The organism is Acidithrix ferrooxidans (assembly GCF_000949295.1).
In the GTDB taxonomy this organism is placed as follows: domain Bacteria; phylum Actinomycetota; class Acidimicrobiia; order Acidimicrobiales; family Acidimicrobiaceae; genus Acidithrix; species Acidithrix ferrooxidans.
Map to the genome: position 1 here is coordinate 16,168 of NZ_JXYS01000061.1, position 23,437 is coordinate 39,604.

General features: G+C 47.4%; 15 protein-coding genes and 1 pseudogene. 6 read left to right on the forward strand and 10 right to left on the reverse strand.

What is annotated here, in order from left to right; genetic code table 11:
• Positions 1 to 67 precede the first annotated feature (67 nt).
• Entirely contained in the window at positions 68 to 1,207 is a 1,140-nt protein-coding gene (gene sat / locus AXFE_RS09180) for a sulfate adenylyltransferase (RefSeq protein WP_082058621.1), read from the forward strand.
• Positions 1,208 to 1,849: 642 nt separating this feature from the next.
• On the opposite strand, the gene AXFE_RS09185 is transcribed toward sat, so the two are convergent.
• The 3 genes from AXFE_RS09185 to AXFE_RS09195 form a co-directional block, all read right to left on the reverse strand.
• Complete coding sequence (locus AXFE_RS09185) at positions 1,850 to 2,446, reverse strand: TetR/AcrR family transcriptional regulator (protein ID WP_052605568.1); 597 nt, start codon at positions 2,444 to 2,446, stop codon at positions 1,850 to 1,852.
• A 556-nt stretch (positions 2,447 to 3,002) separates the two neighbouring features.
• Positions 3,003 to 3,503 (reverse strand): SRPBCC family protein, encoded by a 501-nt coding sequence (locus AXFE_RS09190; protein WP_052605569.1) that lies wholly within the window; start codon positions 3,501 to 3,503, stop codon positions 3,003 to 3,005.
• Between the two features lie 547 nt (positions 3,504 to 4,050).
• Complete coding sequence (locus AXFE_RS09195; RefSeq protein WP_052605570.1) at positions 4,051 to 4,488, reverse strand: DUF1003 domain-containing protein; 438 nt, start codon at positions 4,486 to 4,488, stop codon at positions 4,051 to 4,053.
• Positions 4,489 to 4,723: 235 nt separating this feature from the next.
• Here AXFE_RS09195 and AXFE_RS09200 point away from each other — a divergent pair, with 235 nt between their 5' ends.
• Positions 4,724 to 5,356: an FMN-binding negative transcriptional regulator gene (locus AXFE_RS09200; protein WP_052605571.1), complete on the forward strand. Its 633-nt coding sequence runs from the start codon at positions 4,724 to 4,726 to the stop codon at positions 5,354 to 5,356.
• A 394-nt stretch (positions 5,357 to 5,750) separates the two neighbouring features.
• Here AXFE_RS09200 and AXFE_RS09205 read toward each other — a convergent pair whose 3' ends face one another.
• Both AXFE_RS09205 and AXFE_RS09210 read right to left on the reverse strand, forming a co-directional pair.
• Complete coding sequence (locus AXFE_RS09205) at positions 5,751 to 7,082, reverse strand: MFS transporter (RefSeq protein ID WP_052605572.1); 1,332 nt, start codon at positions 7,080 to 7,082, stop codon at positions 5,751 to 5,753.
• Between the two features lie 760 nt (positions 7,083 to 7,842).
• Entirely contained in the window at positions 7,843 to 9,420 is a 1,578-nt protein-coding gene (locus AXFE_RS09210) for a peptide chain release factor 3 (RefSeq protein WP_052605573.1), read from the reverse strand.
• Between the two features lie 848 nt (positions 9,421 to 10,268).
• Between AXFE_RS09210 and AXFE_RS09220 the strand changes: the two genes are divergently transcribed.
• The 3 genes from AXFE_RS09220 to AXFE_RS21465 all read left to right on the forward strand — a co-directional run bounded on the left by AXFE_RS09220 (position 10,269) and on the right by AXFE_RS21465 (position 11,889).
• Positions 10,269 to 10,832, forward strand: a complete 564-nt coding sequence (locus AXFE_RS09220) for an NUDIX hydrolase (RefSeq protein WP_052605575.1) — start codon at positions 10,269 to 10,271, stop codon at positions 10,830 to 10,832.
• A gap of 657 nt (positions 10,833 to 11,489) precedes the next feature.
• Positions 11,490 to 11,663 (forward strand): transposase domain-containing protein, encoded by a 174-nt coding sequence (locus AXFE_RS21460; RefSeq protein ID WP_152625991.1) that lies wholly within the window; start codon positions 11,490 to 11,492, stop codon positions 11,661 to 11,663.
• Positions 11,664 to 11,676: 13 nt separating this feature from the next.
• Complete coding sequence (locus AXFE_RS21465) at positions 11,677 to 11,889, forward strand: transposase domain-containing protein (RefSeq protein ID WP_052605576.1); 213 nt, start codon at positions 11,677 to 11,679, stop codon at positions 11,887 to 11,889.
• A 2,304-nt stretch (positions 11,890 to 14,193) separates the two neighbouring features.
• On the opposite strand, the gene AXFE_RS09235 is transcribed toward AXFE_RS21465, so the two are convergent.
• Complete coding sequence (locus tag AXFE_RS09235; RefSeq protein ID WP_052605578.1) at positions 14,194 to 16,053, reverse strand: dienelactone hydrolase family protein; 1,860 nt, start codon at positions 16,051 to 16,053, stop codon at positions 14,194 to 14,196.
• Between the two features lie 136 nt (positions 16,054 to 16,189).
• Positions 16,190 to 16,582 carry a hypothetical protein gene (locus AXFE_RS09240; protein WP_152625993.1) on the reverse strand — a complete coding sequence of 131 codons (393 nt, stop codon included), beginning with the start codon at positions 16,580 to 16,582 and terminating at the stop codon, positions 16,190 to 16,192.
• Between the two features lie 177 nt (positions 16,583 to 16,759).
• On the opposite strand from AXFE_RS09240, the gene AXFE_RS09245 reads away from it, so the two are divergent.
• On the forward strand, positions 16,760 to 17,728 hold the full coding sequence (locus tag AXFE_RS09245; RefSeq protein ID WP_052605580.1) for a sugar-binding transcriptional regulator: 969 nt from the start codon (positions 16,760 to 16,762) through the stop codon (positions 17,726 to 17,728).
• A 442-nt stretch (positions 17,729 to 18,170) separates the two neighbouring features.
• Here the strand turns inward: AXFE_RS09245 and AXFE_RS09250 are convergent.
• From AXFE_RS09250 to AXFE_RS09260, 3 genes and pseudogenes are all read right to left on the reverse strand, one after another.
• Positions 18,171 to 18,633: pseudogene (locus AXFE_RS09250) on the reverse strand (IS1595-like element ISAxf1 family transposase); the annotation flags it as partial.
• A gap of 513 nt (positions 18,634 to 19,146) precedes the next feature.
• Positions 19,147 to 19,530, reverse strand: a complete 384-nt coding sequence (locus AXFE_RS09255; protein ID WP_082058625.1) for a YggT family protein — start codon at positions 19,528 to 19,530, stop codon at positions 19,147 to 19,149.
• A gap of 596 nt (positions 19,531 to 20,126) precedes the next feature.
• Positions 20,127 to 22,946, reverse strand: coding sequence for a vitamin B12-dependent ribonucleotide reductase (locus tag AXFE_RS09260; RefSeq protein ID WP_052605582.1), 2,820 nt, complete (start codon positions 22,944 to 22,946; stop codon positions 20,127 to 20,129).
• Positions 22,947 to 23,437 lie beyond the last annotated feature (491 nt).

The window sequence follows — 23,437 nt, forward strand, 5'->3', positions numbered from 1 at the left end:
TTGTATCAAATACGACTCCAAATACCACGACACAACCGTCTAAGGTTACTAATGAAAGAGACAAGACGTGAGTTTTAATCCAAGCGACCCAATCGCCCCGCCACATGGCGGAGAACTAATCCACTTTGAGATTACCGCGCCATTTAAGGTAGATAAATTCATCGATATCGAACTTTCGCCAAGACAAAGAGCCGACCTTGAGATGATATTCGTTGGTGCTTACTCTCCCCTTTCTTCCTTTCTCGGACGAGATGACTACCACTGTGTTCTGGATTCGATGAAATTAAGTGATGGGACACTTTGGCCACTTCCAATCACCTTTGTTGTCTCCTCAGGGGAACTAGCTACCGGAACCGCCGCAGCAAAACTACACATTCAGAGTGTTCACGTGGCTACGATGATTATTAGAGAGCGTTTCCCAGTAGAACTCCATCAAGAAGCGCAGAGTGTCTACGGTACCACCGATAGCGCACACCCTGGAGTGGCTACTCTCATCAACGAAGGGGACATTGCCATTGCTGGGGAACTCTTTTTTCATCAACCCGTACGAGACTTTCGTGGTAGCGAATATCTAACGCCAACTGAGACCCGCAGTTACTTTCATGAACAAAGATGGAACTCCGTCGTCGCCTTCCAAACTAGAAACCCGATCCATAGGGCGCATGAATACCTCCACAAAGTAGCTCTGGAGTTGGTCGATGGCCTCTTTATTAATCCGTTGGTCGGCCATACCAAAGATGACGACGTACCTTCTGAAGTTCGAATGGAAGCTTATCGAACTCTCTTAGATAACTATTACCCGAGGGATCGAGTACTCCTTGGAGTTTATCCAGCAGCGATGCGATATGCAGGACCTAAGGAGGCGATCCTTCATGCCCTCTCCCGCAAAAACTACGGATGTACCCACTTTATCGTTGGCCGAGATCATGCGGGGGTTGGAGACTACTATGGTACCTATGCAGCCCAAGAGATCTTTAGCACCTTAGATCCATCTCAATTGGGAATCGAGATAATGAAGTTCGAACATAGTTTCTTTTGCCTTGTCTGCGAACAAGTGGTCTCTAAAAGAACCTGTCCCCATCCAAAATCAAGCCATTTGATACTCTCAGGCACCAAGGTCAGAGAACTGCTCAGCAGAGGAGTGGCACTACCTTCCCAGTACTCTCGACCCGAAGTCGCATCAGTCCTAGCCGCGGCTTATCTTTAATAAGAAAAAAGACAGACCGCCATGTTGTAGACTCACAATCAAAGATCGATAAATCATGGTATTTGGTCAACCTTCATAACCCAACCTAAACCAACGAGACTATCGAGAAAATTTCGATCTGACATTTGAATTCACCGTCGTACCTAGCATGTTTACTAGGTACGACTTATTTTCTCGACTAATGCTCGTGGGGCTAAGGACGGATAGATAAAATCACTGCCATTCCAAGGGCTCTCGGCTAGGCACACAAGATACCACTTTGGCTGTATACACATCTGAATAGGCAAAGACTGGAAACGCGTGACCACAATGGCCCCAACACGTTTGAATTAGTGGTCCCACTCAATTTTCGGGCTATCTAACATAGCCGCGAATCAAGCAACACTCTCGTAAGGGAGCATCAGGTCATTTGGACCGCATGAAACCATCACCAATGCAGGTGTTTATTTTGCCCACTAAAGACCATAGCTTCTAGCAATGCACCGGAGATTCCCAAAGGCATTTCCATCTAGGATCAACTAAAGCCAAATCTTGGATAAATTGAAAGCTCCTCCGCAACCAAGCGTCCAGCGATCAGTCCCATCCACTCCGCTCATGCCAAGGCAGGTCAGTTTTTTCTCGTAGGCCAGGCATCTAGTGGTCCTACAATGCGCCAAAAAATTCACCATAGCAACTTAGCGCTTCATCTAGCACCAGGGGCTCGGGCTTTGGATGGTGAAGACACGCATCAACAATTAAACCTTGAGTGAAAGCCTCTAGAGCAAGTAACTTGGATGCGCTCAAAGGGAGGCCAACAGCCTCAAGAACCTTACCAAGTGCCTCTCGCATCTCACGTCTGTGGATATTGACCAATTCAAAGAGATTCGGGCGATTAGTAGCCGCCAAAAAAACCTCGAGACGAGCCCGTTGTCGCAAAATTCCCTCTTGGGTTGTAGAAGTTAAAGACAAGAGATCGCGAAATATAGCCATCGCTCCCTGCCCGTCGGAAGGATAGAGGGAAGCCTTTTCGTGTACCATGCGAATTGAGATGATATCCACCTCGCAAACTCTCACAAAGATCGCGGCCTCTAGTGCTTGGCGAGTCCTGTAATAATTTGAGGTTGATCCCTCTGGTAATCCTAAGAGTTGATCAACCGCCCTATGAGTCAACCATCGTGAGCCATGGCTACCTAAGACCGTGATAGCACCGTCAACAATAACCAGACGACGTCCATCTATTACAGAGCTTGCAAATTCCACCAGACCACCCCGTCAAGTAGTGATTCGTTCAAGGCTAAAAATCATCGGGACAGCTACACATGCGGAAAAAGTTGAGAAGTCAAAAAAACATGAGAAGTCAGTTTAATTTTCATCCAAACGTTCAAGATCAGTAACTTGCCCTGCCCAAAGAGAGCGAACTTAACTAAAGCTTAGTGCCAATCTGGCCAAAGGTTTCCATAATCAGGGAATGCCGCTTCGCCTTTTCCGGGAATCCTCCAATCAAAACCGGGCTAAGTTCCCATTAACAGATTTTCAAAAATCGAATTATGTAAATAAAGCCACCTAACCAAGGCCAAAACAATAGCCCCCTGGGAACGCCGTAGCCTATTGAATAACCATTATATGGAATAAAATAATTCGCCAGCCGAAGGAAAATTATGTAGAGTTTCCTCAGAATCCTACCCGCCCACCACTGGCTGAATGAGGCTCGAACTGATTCAAGGCTATCCGTCTGCGAACTCATCCAGATGAAATAAATCAGTAACTCGATCTAAGCAATTGAGTTGTCCAATAGATGTATCTTACCTACAAATCCCTATACACTGAGGTTTTCGACAACCCAACTATCACCCACCACTTCATCTAGGCACTCAAATGCATTAGCCACAAAGCTCATAAATGATACGTTGGCTATGCGATCACGAACCTCGATCGAAGGATACCTCGAGATACCAGTAAGATAAGTGCCACCATCCATGGAGTCAAAAATCAATGTTTCTAAGGTCTCTTCCCCACTCTTTACGTCCAATTCGCGTGTAAAAACCAAACAACGCGGCGGCTGAAACTCTAAGATCTCTCCCGATGCTTGGCGAAGAATGCCACTGGGGTCGCTATAGGCAATGTCGTAACGACCCCCAACCGAAAGATCGATATTAAAAAGAGCCACCTTGTAGCCGATGGTATCTCCCCATATCTCTATATAAGACGGATCGGTTAGAGCCAAAAAAGCGTGGGCGGGTGCAACTTTCAAGAAGTTATGGTAGATAACTATCGGAACATCAACTGGGGAGTTTATTTGAAGTCTGCGTTGGTACATGAGCCTTTTCCAATCCTTTATAATTGAGCGATTACATAAAATAAATCAGTTCGATAAAAGGGTAAAAGCCTATGTTTACGGGCCTTGTAAGACCGAGTCCCAGTTGCAACAGCCCGCTGCAAAACGTGCCCACTAAGTAAGCTAGGCACCGCGGAACCATTGAAGTGGTGCCGTTTCGTCCATTCGATAGGCAATCTATCCGCAATCTTACGTGAAAACTGCATAGATTGATTTGTAAAATGAATTTCGATTATATGAGATAGCGATACAATTTTATTTGACCTGTGCATATTGAGATCCTTACGTTACTCAACAAAGTAACTATCTCATTTTTATTCAACAAAGTCAAGAGCACCAAGTTAAATATTACCTATCTCCCCAGGTAGGCCAAACATTCCAGATCAGAAAAGTCTCCAACAGATATGAATTGAGACCAATCACAGAGACAGACAACCTAAAATAGAAACAAATTATCTAGCATTGTACTTATGATTGGATTCATACGATAGCACCCCAACCGCAGGCTCGAAGACACGCATGAAGTAGATCAATTTGTGGGCGAGGAGCCATTGAGTTCAATTCTTTTGATCAAATCTTTGAGCGTCTGGTCTTGAGCGTCGAGGTGTCGATGCAGCTCTAAACATTCATGCAATATCATCTCGGCATCGTTATAGGTTTGTTCAGCCCTTCGATCTGATGCCGCACTTTGTAGGTTCTGTCCTACCATAATGATAGACAATAAGACCAGCTGCAAAAAGGTCTGAGCGACCCATGCTACGATAGCTTGAATCCCAGTTCGCATTGCAGATGGAAGGCTCAGGAGATCAAACAGGCCAAAGGCGTAGGCACACCACATCGAACCCACAATCTTGGTAATCCGCATAGCCAATTTACCGTTGAAGCCAACCGCATTATCGGAGACTTTTACGGGCTTGGTATTCTTCCGGTCGACTAAGCGAGGATGCGCAACATGGTTGTAATTCATGGAAATATGATAGCGCTCCGTCGGAGCGCGAAGATTGTCCGAACTTAGTTAATCGTCGAGCATTACAAGCCAACTCACAACTACTCGGCATGCTAGAGGAGATGCCAAACAAGTGGAAGGCGAAAAATAGCCATAGTATTAGAACCGATACTAAGTCGAAATATAAAACTCTGGTTTGCCATCGGCTATTGTTACTTAGATAACAAGCAAGACTTCGCATTCGAAGGAAGACCAGATGTATACACCAAAAGAATTCAAACAGGATAATGGAGATCTCATCTTCGAATTAATAGATTTATTTCCACTTGGGCTCCTGATCACAACCTCGGAATCAAAAGTTTCACTCAGTCACCTCCCCTTTCTTTTTGAACGCGAATACGCTCAACACGGAAGGCTACTGGGCCATTTCGCTAAAGCAAATCCACAATGGCGAGAGCTAGAAGATATCGATGAGGCAATAGTTGTCTTTAGTGGACCGAATTCCTATGTCTCGCCATCCTGGTACCACCTCGAGAGCGTTCCAACCTGGAACTACTCGGTAGTGCACATCTATGGCAAACCCACCATAATTCACGACCGAGGCGAAAAACGCGAAGTCCTGGATAAGCTTACCGATCGCCATGAGTCCTCATCAATAGAGCCATGGCGAAGTGACTTCGATTCACCGATACAATCAAAGATGCTAGAGGCCGTGGTCGCCTTTGAGATTGTGGTGACCAAAGTTGAAGCCAAGTTCAAACTCAGTCAAAATAAAGACGAAATCGATCAATTAAATGTCATCAACCATCTCGCGGCCTCCCCTTCGACTCGTTCGCAAGAGACCTCACTCCTGATGAAAAAGGCTCTGCCATTTAGCGTCCCGGAATAATCCCTAAACTTCAGACCAAATCTACACCCAAGATCAGGACCGACAACCTTGCAAGGCAATATAGCGCCTCAAGGCCCGATCGAAAGGTACCAGATCAAATCGTCTTATCCAACCAAAATGGATCCATAAGTCTTTTATTTGGCTCAACCGCTCTTGCTTTGGCACCTAAGTTTCGCCAAAAGTAACTTTGGTCGGCATCTTCAAATCGACATCGTCAACATGTCCAAGACCACCGATGTTCATCGCCAAAGCTCACCATTTTCGGTTCTCCAACAGAAATGGACTTAATATTTACCGAATAACACAAACGCCACAGGTGGCCACCAGATCGATCTATGGTCCATTGAACGGAGACGATTACCATCTTGCACAGGAATCGACTTAGGAAATCGACCTAAGACTCGTTAGCGAAGTCGATTGGAACCCGTTTAAAACGAAAATATAGCGAGATATCGTAGATTACCTTTAGCCCTCCAGCCGCAACGAACGGTATGCCACTCAGCGAAACCGACAGCATCAAACCCGCCAATATTGGGGTAACTCCCGTTCCAAAACTTCGGGCTCCATTGGTCCATGCCGCTAGATATCCTCGATCATCGGGCGAGACCATCGCCATTGAATAAGCTGCTCGCGTCGGGACATCCATCTGAGAGAGCATATGCCTCGCCAAAAGCATCGCCACTGCAAGTGTGGCATTTGGCATAAAGGGAACCAATATCAGGAGGATGTTCGATGGTAAATGAGTAAAGACCATCGTATTCAAAAGACCGATCTTGGAGGCCACCTTAGCGGCGGCGAGCGACGAGAGCGCTGAAAGCATATTGGTACCAAAAAAGATCAACCCTAACTGAGTTAAATCCGTATGGAAATTTACTCGAAACCAATAGACGATCAAAGATTGTACGACTAACCCTGCCGCAAAAGAATCCAAGGCAAAAAGAGCCGAGAGTTGATAGACCAGCGTCCTTACGCTTTTTTGTGGCCGATATCCACTTTTTTCATCGATGGGCTTTTCGTGCTTTTGCTCTACGACATCGTCAACAAGAAAATAGATAACCAGCTGGATTACCCCGGCAAACGCATAGGCGATGGCCACCCAAATGAAAGTGTTCTTTTGGCCCGAGCCAACCGAACCAATTCCCACTAGCGCAGCGAGTAAGGCTCCCAGCGCCACTGCACCATATCCAACAAGATTGAACCATGCGTAGATCTTCGTTCGATTGTGACCCGCGAATAGCTTTGCAAGCATGGCTTGCTCCACACCCTGATAGATTCCTATCTCTTTACCAGTTGGCGATACGCTGCCAAAGACCATTATCAAACATAAGAGATATATATCCTGAGTAAAGGCCAAAAAAGGAGTGACTACCGCCCAAAGAAGACTGCTGACGATGAGAATTCGCTTACGTCCAATGACATCGATATAACGCCCTAAGAGTAGCGTTATCAATGCCGAACCAATCAATGCAGCACTATACAAAACACCGATCGAAAAGATAGAAAGCCCTTTACTCTGCCAATAAAATGGCAGAGTAATTGAGATGAATCCAAATGCCACTTCGCGTACGGTACGAGCGCCAAGGAGGGCGATCGCGGTTTTTTGTGGGTTACTTGCTCCGATAGTACTAATGACACTTCCATTCGCTTGCTTTGTCCAAACAAGGCTAGCTGTTTCAAGTTGAAGATTTTGACACCATTTGGGAAATACAAAGTTAACTCTTGGCATGAAAACGGGCCAAATCAGATTCCAATTGATCCATAAACTGCCAATCAGAGAGCAAAAACAGATAAATGAATTCGGCATTCTACGTCGGACAGCTTTGTGAGCCATATACCATTGTCGCCATCAAAGCCAACCCACTTGGTAGGCCGCTCCATAAAATCAGCCATCAAAAGGATCGCATCTGAAAATCTCACTTAACAAAACCGTACCGATAGTCCTTCGTTTGACTCGTATTCCAGAGGACAATCACCCGGCTTAAGTATCGACTATCGCTATGGGCACTCGAAAAGGGGCTCAGCCAACGAAAAATAGCACAAGAAAAACTTCCCGATCATCGTAATGAGCAAACGAGATTTATATTGCAACTGCTGCCTTTGCGGAAAAGAACAAGCTCAAATAAGCCGTAAAAGGCGTCACACGAGCGACTCTCTTGAACCTATCTCTCACTCTCGGAGTCATCGATCAAACCGCACATCAAGCGAAAAATCTACGACGCCCAGAGATGATAACCGCGTCACCCGTAAAATTCAAAAACCCTAAATCAACTAAATCCAAAGGCCGCATCTTTATGATCTTAGATTATTGCCAGATAGCCAAATCAGAAAGTTGCTTTATCATTTCTCGGTGATTGATCCGACAAAGACCACAATTCTCTGACGAACTTCGTTTTAATCAAAACAGGTCGCTCTTTTAATCAGCGCCCTTTGGCATCCATCAAAAGACTATCTCAACTTAGCCATTTGAACTATTTGAAATGGCACTCTCATGCGATAAGGTCGTCGAGTTTCCACGTAGGGTGATCATTCTGGAGCCGTGCAAGCCAGTAGGGACTTTCAAAGAGTGCTAAAAGGGTGCCATCGCGACGAACTCTCACACGAACACCGCCAAGTCCTCCGAGTTCACTGGCCGTTGCTTGGTCAGTTCGCCGAGCGACCTTGTGGGAGGTGCGAGTCAGTTCGACTTCAGCACCAAATTCGAAATGCATACGATGAGAAAAGACGTCGAATTGCATCTCACCAATTGCGGCAACCATAGGCGTGGGATCTCCAGAAGGATCAAAGAGGACCTGTACCACTCCCTCCTTTTCAAGTTGCTCGATGCCCTTTCTAAATTGTTTAAAGCGTCCAGTGTCGCGCGCCCTAGCTAGCGCAAAAAGCTCAGGCACAAAAGTCGGAATAGGTGGAAATTCAACTCGATCACCCACATAGAGTGTGTCACCAATCCGCAATTCGTTGGAGTTTACTAGCCCTACTACATCTCCCGGAAATGCCTCTTCGACGGTGTCACGGTCCGATCCAAAGACCGAGGTCGCATACTTGGTAGAAAGTATACGACCGCTTTCCGCATGGGTAACTCCCATTCCACGTTGAAATTTACCGGAACAGACGCGCACGAAGGCCAAATGATCTCTGTGAGATGGGTCCATATTCGCCTGAATCTTAAAGACAAATCCCGAAAACTCACTCTCTATTGGCCGCAAATTCCCATCTAGATCATGTCGATCACTCGGAGCGGGAGCTAGATCCACAATTGCATCCAAAAGGTGACGGACTCCGAAATTAGTAAGCGCCGATCCCACAAATACAGGACTAGATTGACCGGCCAAGAAAGACTTCTTATCGTAGGTCGCCCCTACTTCGTCAAGCAATGACACGCCGTCTACCGCCTGCTTCCAATTTTCACCTTCCTGGTGACTTGCGGCCGTTGGATCAATCTCTTCTTCTAGAGCCTCCTGGGCACCGTGAGCAGTTCGAGAAAATCTGATAAAGTTGCCACTTCTACGATCGATCACACCTCGGAAATCCCCTGGAATACCAACAGGCCAAGTAATCGGCGTAGGTCGAACCCCGATCTTTGATTCGATCTGATCCAAAACCTCAAGTGGATCGAGCCCGGGCCGATCTAGTTTGTTCAAAAAGGTGATTATTGGCACCTCCCGTGTTCGACAAACTTCAAAGAGCTTGAGAGTCTGAGGTTCAATCCCTTTGGCGACATCTAAAACCATCACTGCGGCATCGACTGCAGAAAGTACTCGATAGGTATCTTCAGAGAAGTCACGGTGTCCAGGAGTATCCAAAAGATTAATAACGTGATCGCGATAGCTAAATTGCAAGACAGTAGAGGTAATTGAAATCCCTCGCTGTTGCTCCATGGCCATCCAGTCAGAGACCGCTGCTCGCCCACCAGAGCGAGCTTTTACTGCCCCCGCTTGAGATATCTGCCCCGAATAAAGGAGAAACTTTTCCGTCAGCGTAGTTTTGCCAGCGTCAGGGTGGCTAATAATAGCAAAGGTACGTCGACGTTGCGACGCTTGAACAATTAGGTCTTCAGGCGTACCCAAAACGCACTCCTATCAAAAAAATTACATGAAAATCCGCACACGACAACCATGCGCTAGACGAGGGTTTAATAAGCTTCAACCACTACATGCCAAAAAATGAACAGCACTAAGAGATGGTCAAAGCGATACTTGCCCATCCAAGTCTGCCACAAAAGTAACCCCAGACAGATAGTGGTGGAATCATCTCTAATTGTCGCTTCCTTATTAGGCGTTGACCAATTGATAAAATATTGACCAATTGCCCAACCTATCGGGCAAACGACCCATGAAACCTATCTTTTACATTGAACAGAGATTCTAGTGGTCGCACCAGACAACAGATCATACGATCAGAGTGCTACACGTCAATTGATTTGGAATTTTCCTGAAGCTCCGAAATGCATCTAAACGAGGCGGATATTCACAAGTCCACCTTATTGAAGCTATAAAACAAAGACGACGATCTTTCGAATCAAAGAGGCGATCAAAACAGCCACTTGGAGTCCATCCATCCATTTCACCAAGGGCCATAAAAATCAGATAGCCTCCGGGTAATTCCAACAATTCATCGGCCAAATAGCCCTATCGGCCAATATTGATAAGGATCCACAGGAAGATGGTTTTGCTCACCTCGCAGTTTTCATCCTAAATCTTTTCAATGGCTGCTTGCAGTAAAAGCTCCTAATGAATTAGTAAAATGCATTAGCAAACCGTGGATTTTCAAAGACATATCCTCGAATTCAGCCTCTCATGATAGCTAGCCATATTGTTGTAGCATAATGAGGATCCATCAACCGAGTTTGCACTCTGAACTATTAGCCGCCGTAGAGACCCGTAAAAGGTTTCAAAACAAAAGGAGATCGCCAGCAATGCCCTGGTATGAAATTTGGCTCCAATCTATCGTCGACTTTGAGCCCATTACCAACCAAGAGAAAAACGCCCAGCACATAATCCTAGAAGAAGCCGAAAAGCGACGAAATATCTTTGATCGCTACGCCGATCCGCGCCATTGCACGGCATCGGCGATAATAATTGGCCCCAGAGGCATAATTTTGCATCGGCACAAAAAACTCCAAAAATGGATTCAGCCGGGCGGCCACATCGATAACGGCGAGAGTCCTTGGGATTGCGTCATCCGAGAGGCAAAAGAGGAGACTGGACTGACAGTGATCCATCCATCAAACGGCCCACTGCTCTTCAATCTCTCCTGCCACGATGCTTTTGATCATTACCATTTGGACATCAGGTATCTCCTTCTGGGTCAAGACACCGAACCGACTCCTCCTCCTGGTGAGAGTCAAGAGGTTGAGTGGTTCCAATTCGAAGATGCCCTCAAGATTGCGGACGAAGTGATACCCGACGTTATCTTTCGCATCACGCAATCGGGGCTAGCCAACTACCTAACCCAATTTGACTCAGATGGCCAAAGATAAGATCAAAGCGACCCTCGCTGCACCAAAAGGTACAACTTCTAAAGCTTTAAAGATCAATTACCTCGCTGGATAAAATCCTCACCGTCAATCTTGGACCGGGCATTAATCTCGGACAACTTTCCAGCGCTATCAATACCCCTTATAGGAGTCGAAAAGGCTAGATAAAGTAGCGACCTTCCTCGATACGAACGACTATTTAGAAAGGTATAGCTCAGACAATCCCTCAAAGGCCGATTTGGCTCAATCAGACCGCAGCTTTAGCCAAATCGGCCAAGAAAGAGAGATCGCTCACCAAAAGGTTGTCCCTATTTAAAGACCAACCATAGTTTTCACATGATGATCGATCGAGTTCTATTTCTTCAACCTTTGCGCAATAGGTAAATCCTTGTTGGCCATCTTGAAACACTTGCCGATCTTTCTGGAACATCTTCTAAAAAGGACCATCGAACTTCCCGAAAAACTCACGAATCCACGCTATGGACGCAAACTCACGCCACAATGGATCGAAATTGTAGGAGCCGTCCAGGTAGATTGCTGACTTCGAACAAGTGCTGCTAATAAGAAATAGAGAATTTAAAATACTTACCCCCAAAAGCCAAATCAAAATATCGCGTGCTTAACAAAAGTGGCGTGCTATTACTGCGCCGGGAGATAGAGATGCCAAGACCCGGGTGGAGAAGACAACCAGATAATGCACTACTCGCTGATCACATTTCAATCGGTGTTCTCACGAGGACGTTTATTAAAGATCTGATCGACGATATCCTCAACGAGACGGATAAATTAGAACAACGAGTGCGCTTAATGCCCGCTCGCATGGTTACTTGTTAAGTAATAGCCATCCATGGCAACGTTCCCTCAAGCTTCTTGCGAAGAAGTAATGCGTCATCTCACTCAAGGTTTAGCATGGCAGGGCACCTTTAGTGATTCTTGGCAGGTCCAGTCCAAGGCTGGTATATACAAAGCGCGGGTGAAACTTGGTAGTGCCCCGATGGCAGAACTCTACAAAAGAGTTGCCAAGCTCCTTGCCATCATCCAAACAAAAGGAACCTTCTAATTAAACCTGGGCCCTAATTGCCATCGATTCCACCACTCTGGACGTATTTGAATCTCCAGAAAATACGGCAAATTTTTCAAAGCCACCAACTCAATCTGATGAGGCAGTCTATGCCAATGCTCGTATAACCGCTATTGGCAAATGCGGCGCGTGTGCGGTAATAGCTGCTCTTCCGGAACCATCTTCACAATCTGAACAAATGGCACTTCGTGAGATCATTGGGGTTCTTACGCCAGAAATTTTATGCTAGCCTGATCGGGATTTCTTTAGCTATGGCCTTTGGGAACAAGCTCTTGAGACGGGTTCTGAGCTGCTATTTGAAGCTAGTGCCAATCATGAAATTGAAACTGTAGTTGAATTAGCCGATGGATCTTATCTTGGCAATATCTATCACCACCAAGATCGAAATAGACTAAACTCGATTCAGCTTCGAGTGATCGAAGGCACGTTCGAATAAAGCCCCCAATGCAACAACCCAGATACCTCCTACCGTCTTTTCACATCAATCACGAATCCTAATCTGGCCCCAGCATCGCACCTAGGAGCACTTATAGTCAACGCTGGCGGATAAAGTCGCTCTTTGAGGAGCTCAAGACCCACAATCCCGCGACCTTGTCTACCAAGAGATCTGGCGAATCCTTGGCCTTCACTATGCCATAAGGGCAACGATGTGGCGGGTCCCCATTTAATGGTCCAAAATTAATGTGATTTTTGGATAGGGTTGTTTTTAGGGGTTAGCGGCTCTAAGGGAAACCCATAGAGCCTTTTGTTAATTAGTAGTAGTAGCTGGTTGAAAGAGCCTGTGGGCGAAGATCGTTGGATTGTGCGTAAACGCGAAGCGTTTTCCACATTCCAACTATCGCTTGCGAAAAATGAGCAATGTTAGGTCTGATGCATTATTCAGCATGGTTCGTGATTGGTTCCCACCTGGGAAAACAGTTTTGAGCAGTTCTATAGGAGTTTGTCCATCGCGCACCAAAGCGCTGGTGGGAATGGATATATAACACCTGTAGTCAGTTAGATGCAATAATGATGCATCTAATAAGTTGGGTCAGAGTGCATAATGTTGTATCTGATGCCATAACAGGGAGGAGCACGAATGAGACGACCGTCTAGATCTGCACTTTTGCGTTCAGGTGCTACGGTACGCTGCGTAGAACGATTTTGACCTGCTACTTTGCAGGCTCGTCTCTTTAGAAACCCCGAATCGTATCTGTAGTTTGCGAACTACTATGCGACGACGATTCGGGGTTAGAAGTTTCTTATCGTCACCTCCTTGGCCATTGAGACATCAAGAGCTAGGTCGACAACGATGCTCTTTAGACGACGGTTCTTTAGATTCAAGTTCCTTGAGTAAGCTTTACTTTGGTTCCCTTCAATGCAGCGTAGGTACTCTTCCATCGGTGCCAGGTCGTCTCGGTAAGTGCAGCGCCTTAGGGCTTTTATGGCAAAGCGGCAACTTCACTTATGGTTGCACCGTCATTTAGCATCTTATCCCCTTCGGCGATCTTCTTGCGCACCTGCGCCCTGCTTACCTTGAGTAGAACGGGTATGCCTTTTGGACTTCACAATAATTTCCTCCATCTACATTATGGATACAAAGCTCACATTAGTAGCGGATCAATTAAATGGGAGCCTTCCAATAGCGTCTTATGAAAATATGAGGCTCGAGATAGTGCTAGAAGCTCTAGGTCAGGCAATTAATACCAGAGGTAGCAATTGCCGAGGAGCGGTGTTCCGTAGCGATCGAGAAAGCCAATTCTTAGATCGTCGCACAGAACCTCTCTGTAAAGAAAATGGAATCATTCGCTCCATGGCGCAAATGGGATCCTGTTACAATCACGCCAGTGCTGAATCCTTCTGGTCGGTCTTCAAGCATGAATACTTCTTGAGACATGTCTTCAAAGACATCTCTGAATTAAGAGCTGGAATAAAGTGGTAAATGAATTTTTACAACAGCAAACGGCGACATTCGAAGACCTAAGAACATCTCACCAGTCAATTATGAGTTAGCCTTAGAAGTAAGAGCAAAAACTGCTTAAGTCAGTGTCTACTTTTAATGGGTGACCTCAAACTTCGAAGATCGGCTAGAGGCGCCCGACACCCAATCTTGCGCCTCAACACCTCCGACGGTGAATTCACGAGTCACTGCATCGATTCCACTGCGGACACGCCTTTGTCGGATTCGGTACTCCTTAGGCTGTCGACCTTCGAAAGCCGCCGTTGGTGCCTCAACGTCGCAGGAGAAACCAGCGACGTTGAGGGGAACGCTTTTGACGGATCGGTGAGCGGTCCGTTAGTCTCCTACCATACGACTCCCTGGGTGGCCGTCCCAGCGACCACGATCGCTGTGACAAACAGCGAAGCGACCACCACACCGGAGTAGATCCGCCCGGTTTTGTAGAAGAAGTATCCGAGGATTGCACCGATAAGGAGATATAGCGGGATGAACTGGAACGCGACAATCGCCAACAGCGGTTGACTTGAGGTCAGCAGTTCACCGGTGGCAAACAATACTCCGTATTCTAAAGCGATGAAGACCGCAAAGCCGATCACCAAGAGACCTATCGTCTTGGCCATAAACCCTGCGAGCGAGTGTGAGCGCGGTCGTAATTGGCCGAAAATGATCACCGAAAGCCCGATGAAGTACAGGGCAAAGAACAAGACGTAGTCGAGTCCAATCTTTGCGTGAGTGTAATCGACGCGCTTGATATTGAAGATCCACAGCCTAACGTCAGAGTTAAATGCCCAATGGAAGAAGTAGACCGGTATATAGGTCACAACGACCGTAGCTAGACCAAAGACCACTGTCTTTGCAATCATTGGCCACTCGATCTTCAAGTTCGGCTCCGCTAAGCCGTAGCTATGGAGGTCGCCTCGCTTATCAGAGTGCGTAGTGAAGTGCCAGATGAGGAACAGCACCAGACCAATTATGATGTCACCGATTGCCCAGACGATCACTCCAGTAGGGATATTCTCCGGAAAGAACGGGCCTGCCTTGAAGGTGTTCTCGCCCCAAGTTTGAAAGTCGAAGAAGGTAAGCGGTCCGAGAATAGCGAAAATCAGTGCTCCAAGCCACCATCCGCGGCCCGTCAACGAGCGACTTGGCGGCAGCTTTCGGATGATCCCTGCGAAGTAGTCCAGTCTGAGGAGTTCTCCCGCGGCTCCGAAGAGGAAGAGGCCAACTCCAATAAGAGCAAGGAAGGTTCCAATTTCATCCCAAAGCCAGATCTGATTTGAATTGGAGAGTGGGCTGACTCCGGTGAGAGTTGCTTGTTCCCAACTTACCACGTGCGAAATTACCGCTGGATCAAATGTGATCCCAGGGTGAGTTGTCGATTGGAGAAAGAGCTCACGCCCTGTTCCTGCGGCAATCGAGCCATATACCTTGCCCGGCACTACTGGGGACTTTGTCCCAAAGAGCGCCATGAGACGAGGAGAGTCTGGTATCAGGGAACCTTTAGGTACGGCCCACATGAGCTGGGAGAACTCGGAATACTTTGCCTCGACGACCTCGATATTTCGCGGGAACGTCGGCGTACCAGGCAGGGGCTCGAGTCCCGGGGTGCTGGTGGACGAACTCAAGAGGTCAACTGAACGATAGCTGCCCTTGGGACTGAGGCCTGCAGCCAGGACCGACGCCCAGCCCCCCATCGAATGTCCCACTAGCCCGATATCACCCTTCTTGACGATCGGAAGCGAATTCAGAAATGCTAAGCTTGCTGGACCGCCATAAGCGTCGGCAAAAGCTGGGCCTTGCGAGGTATCGTGACCGGTTTGGTCCGCAGCCAGCACTACGCAACCACGCCGAGCCATCTCCACCGCAACACCATCCATGGTGTCATGAGAATTGATATATCCATGGATTGCGACAACTCCACATGCCGGGGTCTTGGCTGTTGCGTTAGGCGGGACGTAGAGCAGGCCAGCCTCGATTAGACCGGACGCTGTCGGATAGTGAACGTCAACAATCCGGACCTTGCCACCAGACGTCTGCGCAGTATTGGCGACCAACCCACCGACCACGATCAGGAGTACAGCACCTAGCAGGGCGCTACGCGTCGTCCATCGCCGTTTTCGAACCGTCTGTGCTGGTTGTTTTGACCCCTGTGCGGATACCTCGGTACCGGGGTTGTTGTTAGACGAATCATTTGTTTCTGTCATACTTGCCTCCTCATTTTCTCCCTATGCGGCTTCTCGCCGGCACCTGTTTGCTTAGAGCCAGCATTGCGAACAAACCTGAGCGACGAGGACTGTCAGAAACCTCACCATCGCGCTGCGGTTTGTACAATGACTGGCGCTACCTGACAGACCCATCTTTATTTGGTTTGAAGACCCCCTTCTTTACAATGCATCTGATCGTTCTCGAATGCTTTTCGCCTCGCTCCGATCCAACAACACCCAATTGAGCGTGAGGATCCGAGCTGGCCCGATAACGGTCTAGGACTTCGATGTGAACGTCGGAAAGCGATTTCCACTTAGCCGAGATCGAAACGGCAATGGCCCGAACTCGGCCAGCTCTGGCCCACATCGATCGCTGCCGATCGACACAGTCGTCGAACACCGCTGATCCGGCTGCCCGGGTGGCAGAGGCGGGCAGAAGTGAAACTCCTGCGCGGGTATCGATCACGCCCAGGTGTCTTGGGCGGCGCCATATCGCTCTGCCCTTTGAATCTCGGACATGCCCCGTCATGGGATGAATACGCGTAAAGTACGTCGGCTACTCACAATTACCTGACCCCCCAGTCGGCTGCTAATCACAACTTACCTCAATTTGCACAAAGTGTCAAGGATTTTGCACATAATTGCAGTTTCTTTTTCAATGTTCGATTTGCCATGGACAGATACGTTCATTAGGTGATATAACGAGATGGTGAACAATCAGAAGTTAACCGACGCTCTCAGAGCGGCACGCCAGTACTACGTCCAGGACAGGACGATGCAAGAGATCGCTGAGGATATGGGCACTTCCCGATCGACGATTTCCCGACTACTCGCGATGGCGAAAGCGGAAGGACTAATAGAGTTCCGCCTGCATACTCCAAATGCCCAGGCAAGCGAACTTGAATACCGACTACGCGAAAGCTACAGTATCGAAGCTCAAGTAGTCCCGGTGCTCCAGAACACGACCGAAGTCGAAGTTTTAGATCAGGTAGCTCGTTCGGCCGCTTGGCTGTTTACCTCGCTGTGCGAATCAGACATGGTCATCGGTGTGGCCTGGGGCACCACTATTGCCGCGATCAGTAAGCACCTCACGCGAAAGGCCACCCGCAGGTCGATCGTGGTGCAACTCAACGGTGCTGGGAATACATTTACCACAGGAATCGACTACGCCAGCGATATCCTCGGGCGCTTTGGAACGGCGCTAGACGCTCGGGTCCAGCAATTTCCCGTTCCGACCTTCTTTGATTTCGCCGAGACGAAAGAGGCGCTCTGGCGGGAACGCAGCATTATTCGTATCCTTAAGCTCCAAGAGCGATCCGATGTTTTGATCTTTAGTGTTGGCGCTGTACAAGGTGGGCTACCAAGCCATGTCTATTCGGGGGGATTTCTTGAGAAAGCAGACCTTGATACGATAACCCGATACCAGGTGGTCGGCGATATTGCCACGCACTTTCTGCGCAGCGATGGAAGCGCTGACAGCATCCCGCTCAACGCGCGTTCAAGCGGCCCACCGCCGGAGGTCATCCGCAAGGCGGCGCGGAGGCTGTGCGTCGTCTCTGGGGCGCATAAGGCGAGGGGGCTCAAGGCAGCGATCGCCGGACGCTTAGTCACTGATCTGGTTGTGGATGAGCAAACCGCATCTGCCCTTTTTAACCTCCGTAATCTCGACGGCTGAGGCTTCTCCAGCAAGTCCATCCGAGATAGCAACTGGGTCCTCAGTCTTGCCTTGCGTTGCCTAATGGCAACGGCCATTAGGCAACGCATGAATATGTTTATATGGATTCAGTTCTAACAACTTCTCTCGTACTTTGCCTTGAACGAAAGCGTAAGCGACGGATTCGCAGATGCGGAGAACTTGCCAATGGCACCAGTTCGCTTCAGTGACGCGTTCTGGGTGTAGAGCGTATTGAGTGGAATTTCTTCAGCATTAGAAAGCTCGGTAATAGCACCCTCTGCGCATTTCCACCATCGCCAAGCTCTAAGAGCTTCCTCAGCACTCGTTTCTTCTATTTTATTGGGTATACCTTTTTCATGACTCCTCTATCCTCGCCCTATATATGACTGTAGTAGATTTTTCGGCACGGACTCTGAGGGCTAGGGGTTCCCTTTCCTCTTTAGCCTTCACCATGACTCTCACCACCCAAAAAGAACTCATCTACCTGTATGTTTCCTCCAAGTTTGTATAAACCATTTCGCTCAGCCATTGCCTTAGGTAGCTTATTTAGCATCAACCATCCAGTTGAATAAGATACTTGAACGAATTTAGCAAGGGCTCTGATGGCTGGGGGAGGTAGTAGCTGAAAGACCACGCTTGTCGTTGGACAATAGATAGATAGCAGAAAACCACTAGGAAAAAGAGATATGACTTCGATGAAAGATAGTTCCGGAGGTAACGCTAGTTTGGCGGTGAAAAGATTTACATTGAAACAGTGGAGCTCGAAACGCTGCATTTCTTGAAATGATTTGGCCTTACTAAAGTAAATTGATCGAAGTTACACTTTGGACATCTAAACCCCTCATAGCATAAGCCATTTGATCAAATGATCTTCACATGCTTCTTGCGACGCGGAAGCGTACCATAAAGCCTGAGATATCTACCTAGACAGCTTTATTGAGCATCTGTTCTACTATGGATTAGCTCCAATCTGGTCTCGGTGGAGGCGAAACTTACGAAAGTTGATAAGTATGAAAACCTTCGCTAACGGGCTTACCACTCCTTCACGAAAATACATTTTGCGACCTCGCGCGTTAATTGTCCATTGCTATCAACACCAAGATCACCAGGGTGCCAAGGCTCCTTGAGCGACTATGAGCTCCCTAAACTGAGATGAGTTAGAACCTTCGGTCCCATCGACTAGCTAAAGACCCCACATGGTTTAGGCTCTTTTGTCATCAGCACAATCTCGTTACCTATAGAGCTAGATCCACCCGTCATTGCTGCTTTTATGACCCGCAAATGACTCAATTGACCGCCTTGGATGGTCGCTATCTTTAAATATTTCTAGCCCCCAAATTACCCAAAATGAGCGCTGGGAGCCAGAAAACATAGCGAGGTGAAAGGTCGTACCAGATGATCCGGGCAACCAACCACTTCTATCTTGTGATTGTTACCAATTTCACTAAACCGTAGGCTATTAAGGCATATATTGCCATCGCCACTAATGTAAACATCTCAAATTGAGATACACCGTAGTGAATGGAATAACCAAACAGGCTAAAGAATGGCGAGACAAACGGATGACTAGCTGAATAGATGAAATTGGCAAATGCATTAGTAGGATTAGCACCGAGTAGTGCTAAGACAAATCGCAATCCTAGAACGACCAACAAGACGCCGGTCACGTATCTAATTACCCTAGGAATTATAGTTTTAGTCGGGACACCCTGTCGACGAGGGACAAGGACCTCCTGTCGCTTTTGAGTTGTATGACCCACAACGGTAACCGTCTCTTGAACTTCTTGACGTGGTTCTTTCATAAGAAATCACCTCTTTCTTGAGTTAACCACTATTCTAGTCCATTGGAAGGTGGCTTAGTGATCACAAACCCCAGCACCACCAAAGAGCACCATTACCGCCATCCGACACCCCACCGAATAGCTCTCGCTACTCCTGCATTGCTAAAAGTCAGAATCCAGACCAAGACTGCCCTATTATATAAAAAACCTTTTAATCTCACAATTACGATTAGTTCACAGGCCCACACGAAGCACTCTTTATAGCTGAAGCGATATTCACCCCATGGCGAGTGGCCAGCTGCCAGAGCAGTCAACTTTAATTCAAGATCGCACTCCCAACAAAGAGACCCCTAATCCAACTTTTCGTGCCATCAGATACCCGAGCTGACTCTTTAGCCACGGAGATCCTTACTTCTAAATGGTTGTTCAATCAAAAGAGCCACATATTTGTGCACATAAAACGACAAGCTCTAGATCTCAATGGTCACGCGCCACCGAGGAAGAGCCTGTCTTTTATTGTATCTTGTTAACTGTATAGCCGCTTATGAACTGCTATTGGTCATAGTCTCGATCGTGCTACCGATCAAACCCACGACCAAACCGCCGCATCTTTCGACTCAGGAGCATCCGCTCGTTGTACCACAGCTTGTGCAGACATAACATGATCCAGCTCGCTGCATAGCGTTTCCGCACTGATAACAATATGGAGCATCAAGGCCCGCAGTTCTAGATATCAGCTGTGGTGTATCTTTTTCCTTAGAGATCTGCTCCGCTCCAGACGATGATCCTCCGGTCGCGCCGTAGCTAAAGTCAACATCTTCAACATTGGGGAAAAGGCTAGGTTGCATTCTCTCACCGGAGGTCATGATACCCAGATCCGTCCTCTCGTCAAAAGAGAGATAGTCGATCGCTAAACGTCGAAAGATATAGTCCACCAGAGAAGAGGCAATTCGAAGTTCTGGGTCATCGGTCATTCCGGCTGGCTCGAATCTCATATTCGTATATTTTCTAACAAAGGTTGCCAATGGCACACCATGTTGAAGACCAAGACTTACAGAGATTGAAAAAGCATCCATGATTCCGGCAAGTGTCGAACCTTGCTTAGAGACCTTCATGAAAACCTCACCGGGCCTACCGTCGTCATATTCACCGACCGTAACGTAACCTTCGCAGTCAGCAACTCTAAAAGCAAAGGTAGATGAGCGGCGCCGACGTGGTAGACGTTCGCGCACAGGCTGGCGAACTCCAGGCGCCTTTGATGCTGCAATCTCCAATTGCGCAATTCGAGTTTCTAGGGCGCTTCGATCGTTTGACAACGGATCGATCTCCTCAATGATGGTTTCATTATCTGACTTCTTGGAAGTGGATAGCGGCTGTGCCACTTTGCAGTTATCACGATAGATAGCGACCGCCTTGACACCCATCTTCCAAGCATCTATATAAAGGGATTCGATCTCCTCTAAAGTTGCATCCTCTGGAAGATTCACCGTCTTAGAGATAGCACCAGAGATAAATGGTTGTATTGCCGCCATCATCTTCACATGTCCTAGATAGTGAATTGTGTTATCCCCCATCGAACAGGCAAAGACTGGAAGATCTTGAGGGTCCAGACCGGGAGCTCCCACGATCGTTCCATTCTCATTAATGTACTTGACGATTCCATCTGCAACCGAGGTCGAATATCCAAGTTGGTGAAGGGCACGACTAACACCCTGATTAACGATCGACATCGTTCCACCGCCAACTAGCTTCTTCATCTTGACAAGACCAAGATCTGGTTCAACTCCAGTAGTGTCGCAATCCATCAAGAGACCGATGGTCCCAGTTGGAGCCAGAACAGAAGCTTGAGCATTTCGAACTCCATATACTTGGGCTAGCTCGGTTGTCTCCTTCCATATTGACCTAGCGGCATCCATCAAAGGTTGAGGAACATGTGACGAGTCGATCTTCTCAACCGCGTCAAGGTGCATTGAAAGAACCCGAAGCATCGCATCTTTATCGTCTGCAAAGCCTGCAAAGGATCCGAGTGTTCTAGCCATGCGGGTCGAAGTCAAATAGGAGTTCCCTGTAAGAATCGCAGTAATAGCTCCCGCATAAGCCCTTGCTGGATCTGAATCATATGGGAAACCGAGTGTCATTAGCAGTGCGCCAAGATTTGCATAGCCTATCCCTAGCTGTCGAAAACGTCGCGAATTCTCAGCGATCTTATCAGTTGGATAATCTGCATTTCCAACGAGGATATCCTGTGCGATGAAGGTTAAGGTTGCGATGTGCAAGAAACTCTCAAGATCGTAACTGTTATCATGGCGCAAAAACTTCATTAGGTTCAAACTTGCCAAGTTGCATGCCGAATTATCCACGTGCAAGTATTCCGAGCATGGATTAGAGCCACTTATACGGCCATAGTTAGGGGCGGTATGCCAGCGATTGATAGTCGTATCGTATTGCACTCCTGGATCGGCACACTCCCAAGCAGCCTTGGAGATCTGCCTAAATAGATCGCGTGCGGCCATCGTCTTTACGACCTCACCAGTAGTCACCGCCTTAAGGTTCCACTCTCGATCTTCAACTACAGCGTCCATAAAGTCATCGGTAAGACGTACTGAATTATTTGCATTTTGGTATTGAATTGAAAACGAATCCTTACCGTCCAAATCCATATCAAAACCAGCAGCCTTTAGGGCCCGCGCCTTGTGTTCTTCTATAGCCTTACACCATACGAACTCTTCAATGTCGGGATGATCAACGTCCAAGATCACCATCTTGGCTGCCCGACGAGTCTTACCGCCGGATTTAATAGTTCCAGCAGAAGCATCGGCCCCACGCATAAACGAAACTGGACCAGAGGCGGTTCCGCCGCCTTTGAGATGCTCCTTGGAGGATCGAATTCGAGAGAGATTTATTCCTGCGCCTGAACCACCTTTGAAGATAACGCCCTCTTCGGCGTACCAGTTGAGGATTCCATTCATATCGTCGTCTACCGCTAAAATAAAGCAGGCTGAAGCTTGCTGAGGCACCCCTTGAACGCCAATATTGAACCATACAGGCGAATTGAAGGCAACCATTTGGTTTACAAGCGCAAACTTCAATTCATCACTGAAGGTCATGGCTGATTCATCATCACTAAAATAGCCATCCTTGCGACCCCAAGCAGTGATCGTATCGACGATTCGATCTACGACTTGGCGCAGACTCTGCTCTCGCTCTGGGGTTCCTAGGGTTCCTCTAAAATACTTTTGGGCCAAAATATTGGTGGCATTAATGGACCAAAAAGCTGGAACCTCCACATTTTTCTGCTCGAAGGCAACCGAACCGTCTCGATAGTTCGAGATCTTTGAGTCTCGATTCTCCCAAAGCACATAAGAGTAAGGATCAACCCCGGCCTCAGTAAAGTGTCTCTTTATGCCAAGCTTCAAACTTTGTGGAATTGTTGACATCCCTCATCCTTTCAATCCAATTTCGTCATCTAAGTGTCGAACTAACCGTGGGTCATCATACGAAAAACCAAATGGACGAATCATGCCACCGTAGCGCCATAACGGGTCCAAAAACTCAATCATCGAGATGCGCATTAGCACCTCGGCTCTAGAATCGCTCCAAAATCTCTTCACAATAAATCAAAAGACTCGAGCAACTAGTGTGAAAAAGTTGACCCTCAATACACTATTCGAGAGATGGCCGCCTCGATCCTCAAATCACTCTCTAGACACAACATATTGTGATTACACAATGATCAAATACTACATGTACGCAATAGGGCTATAATGACAAAGATGTAATTTAATTTAAAGATTGGATCGCCGTAAGGGAAAAATTTAAAGATTTAGCCATTGGATCGCCCAAACATTCACATCGAACCAGCCTTCACAGCAAAAAGACCACGGAGCTTTCTAGGCGAACCTATCATTGTAACATTGCATCATGAAAG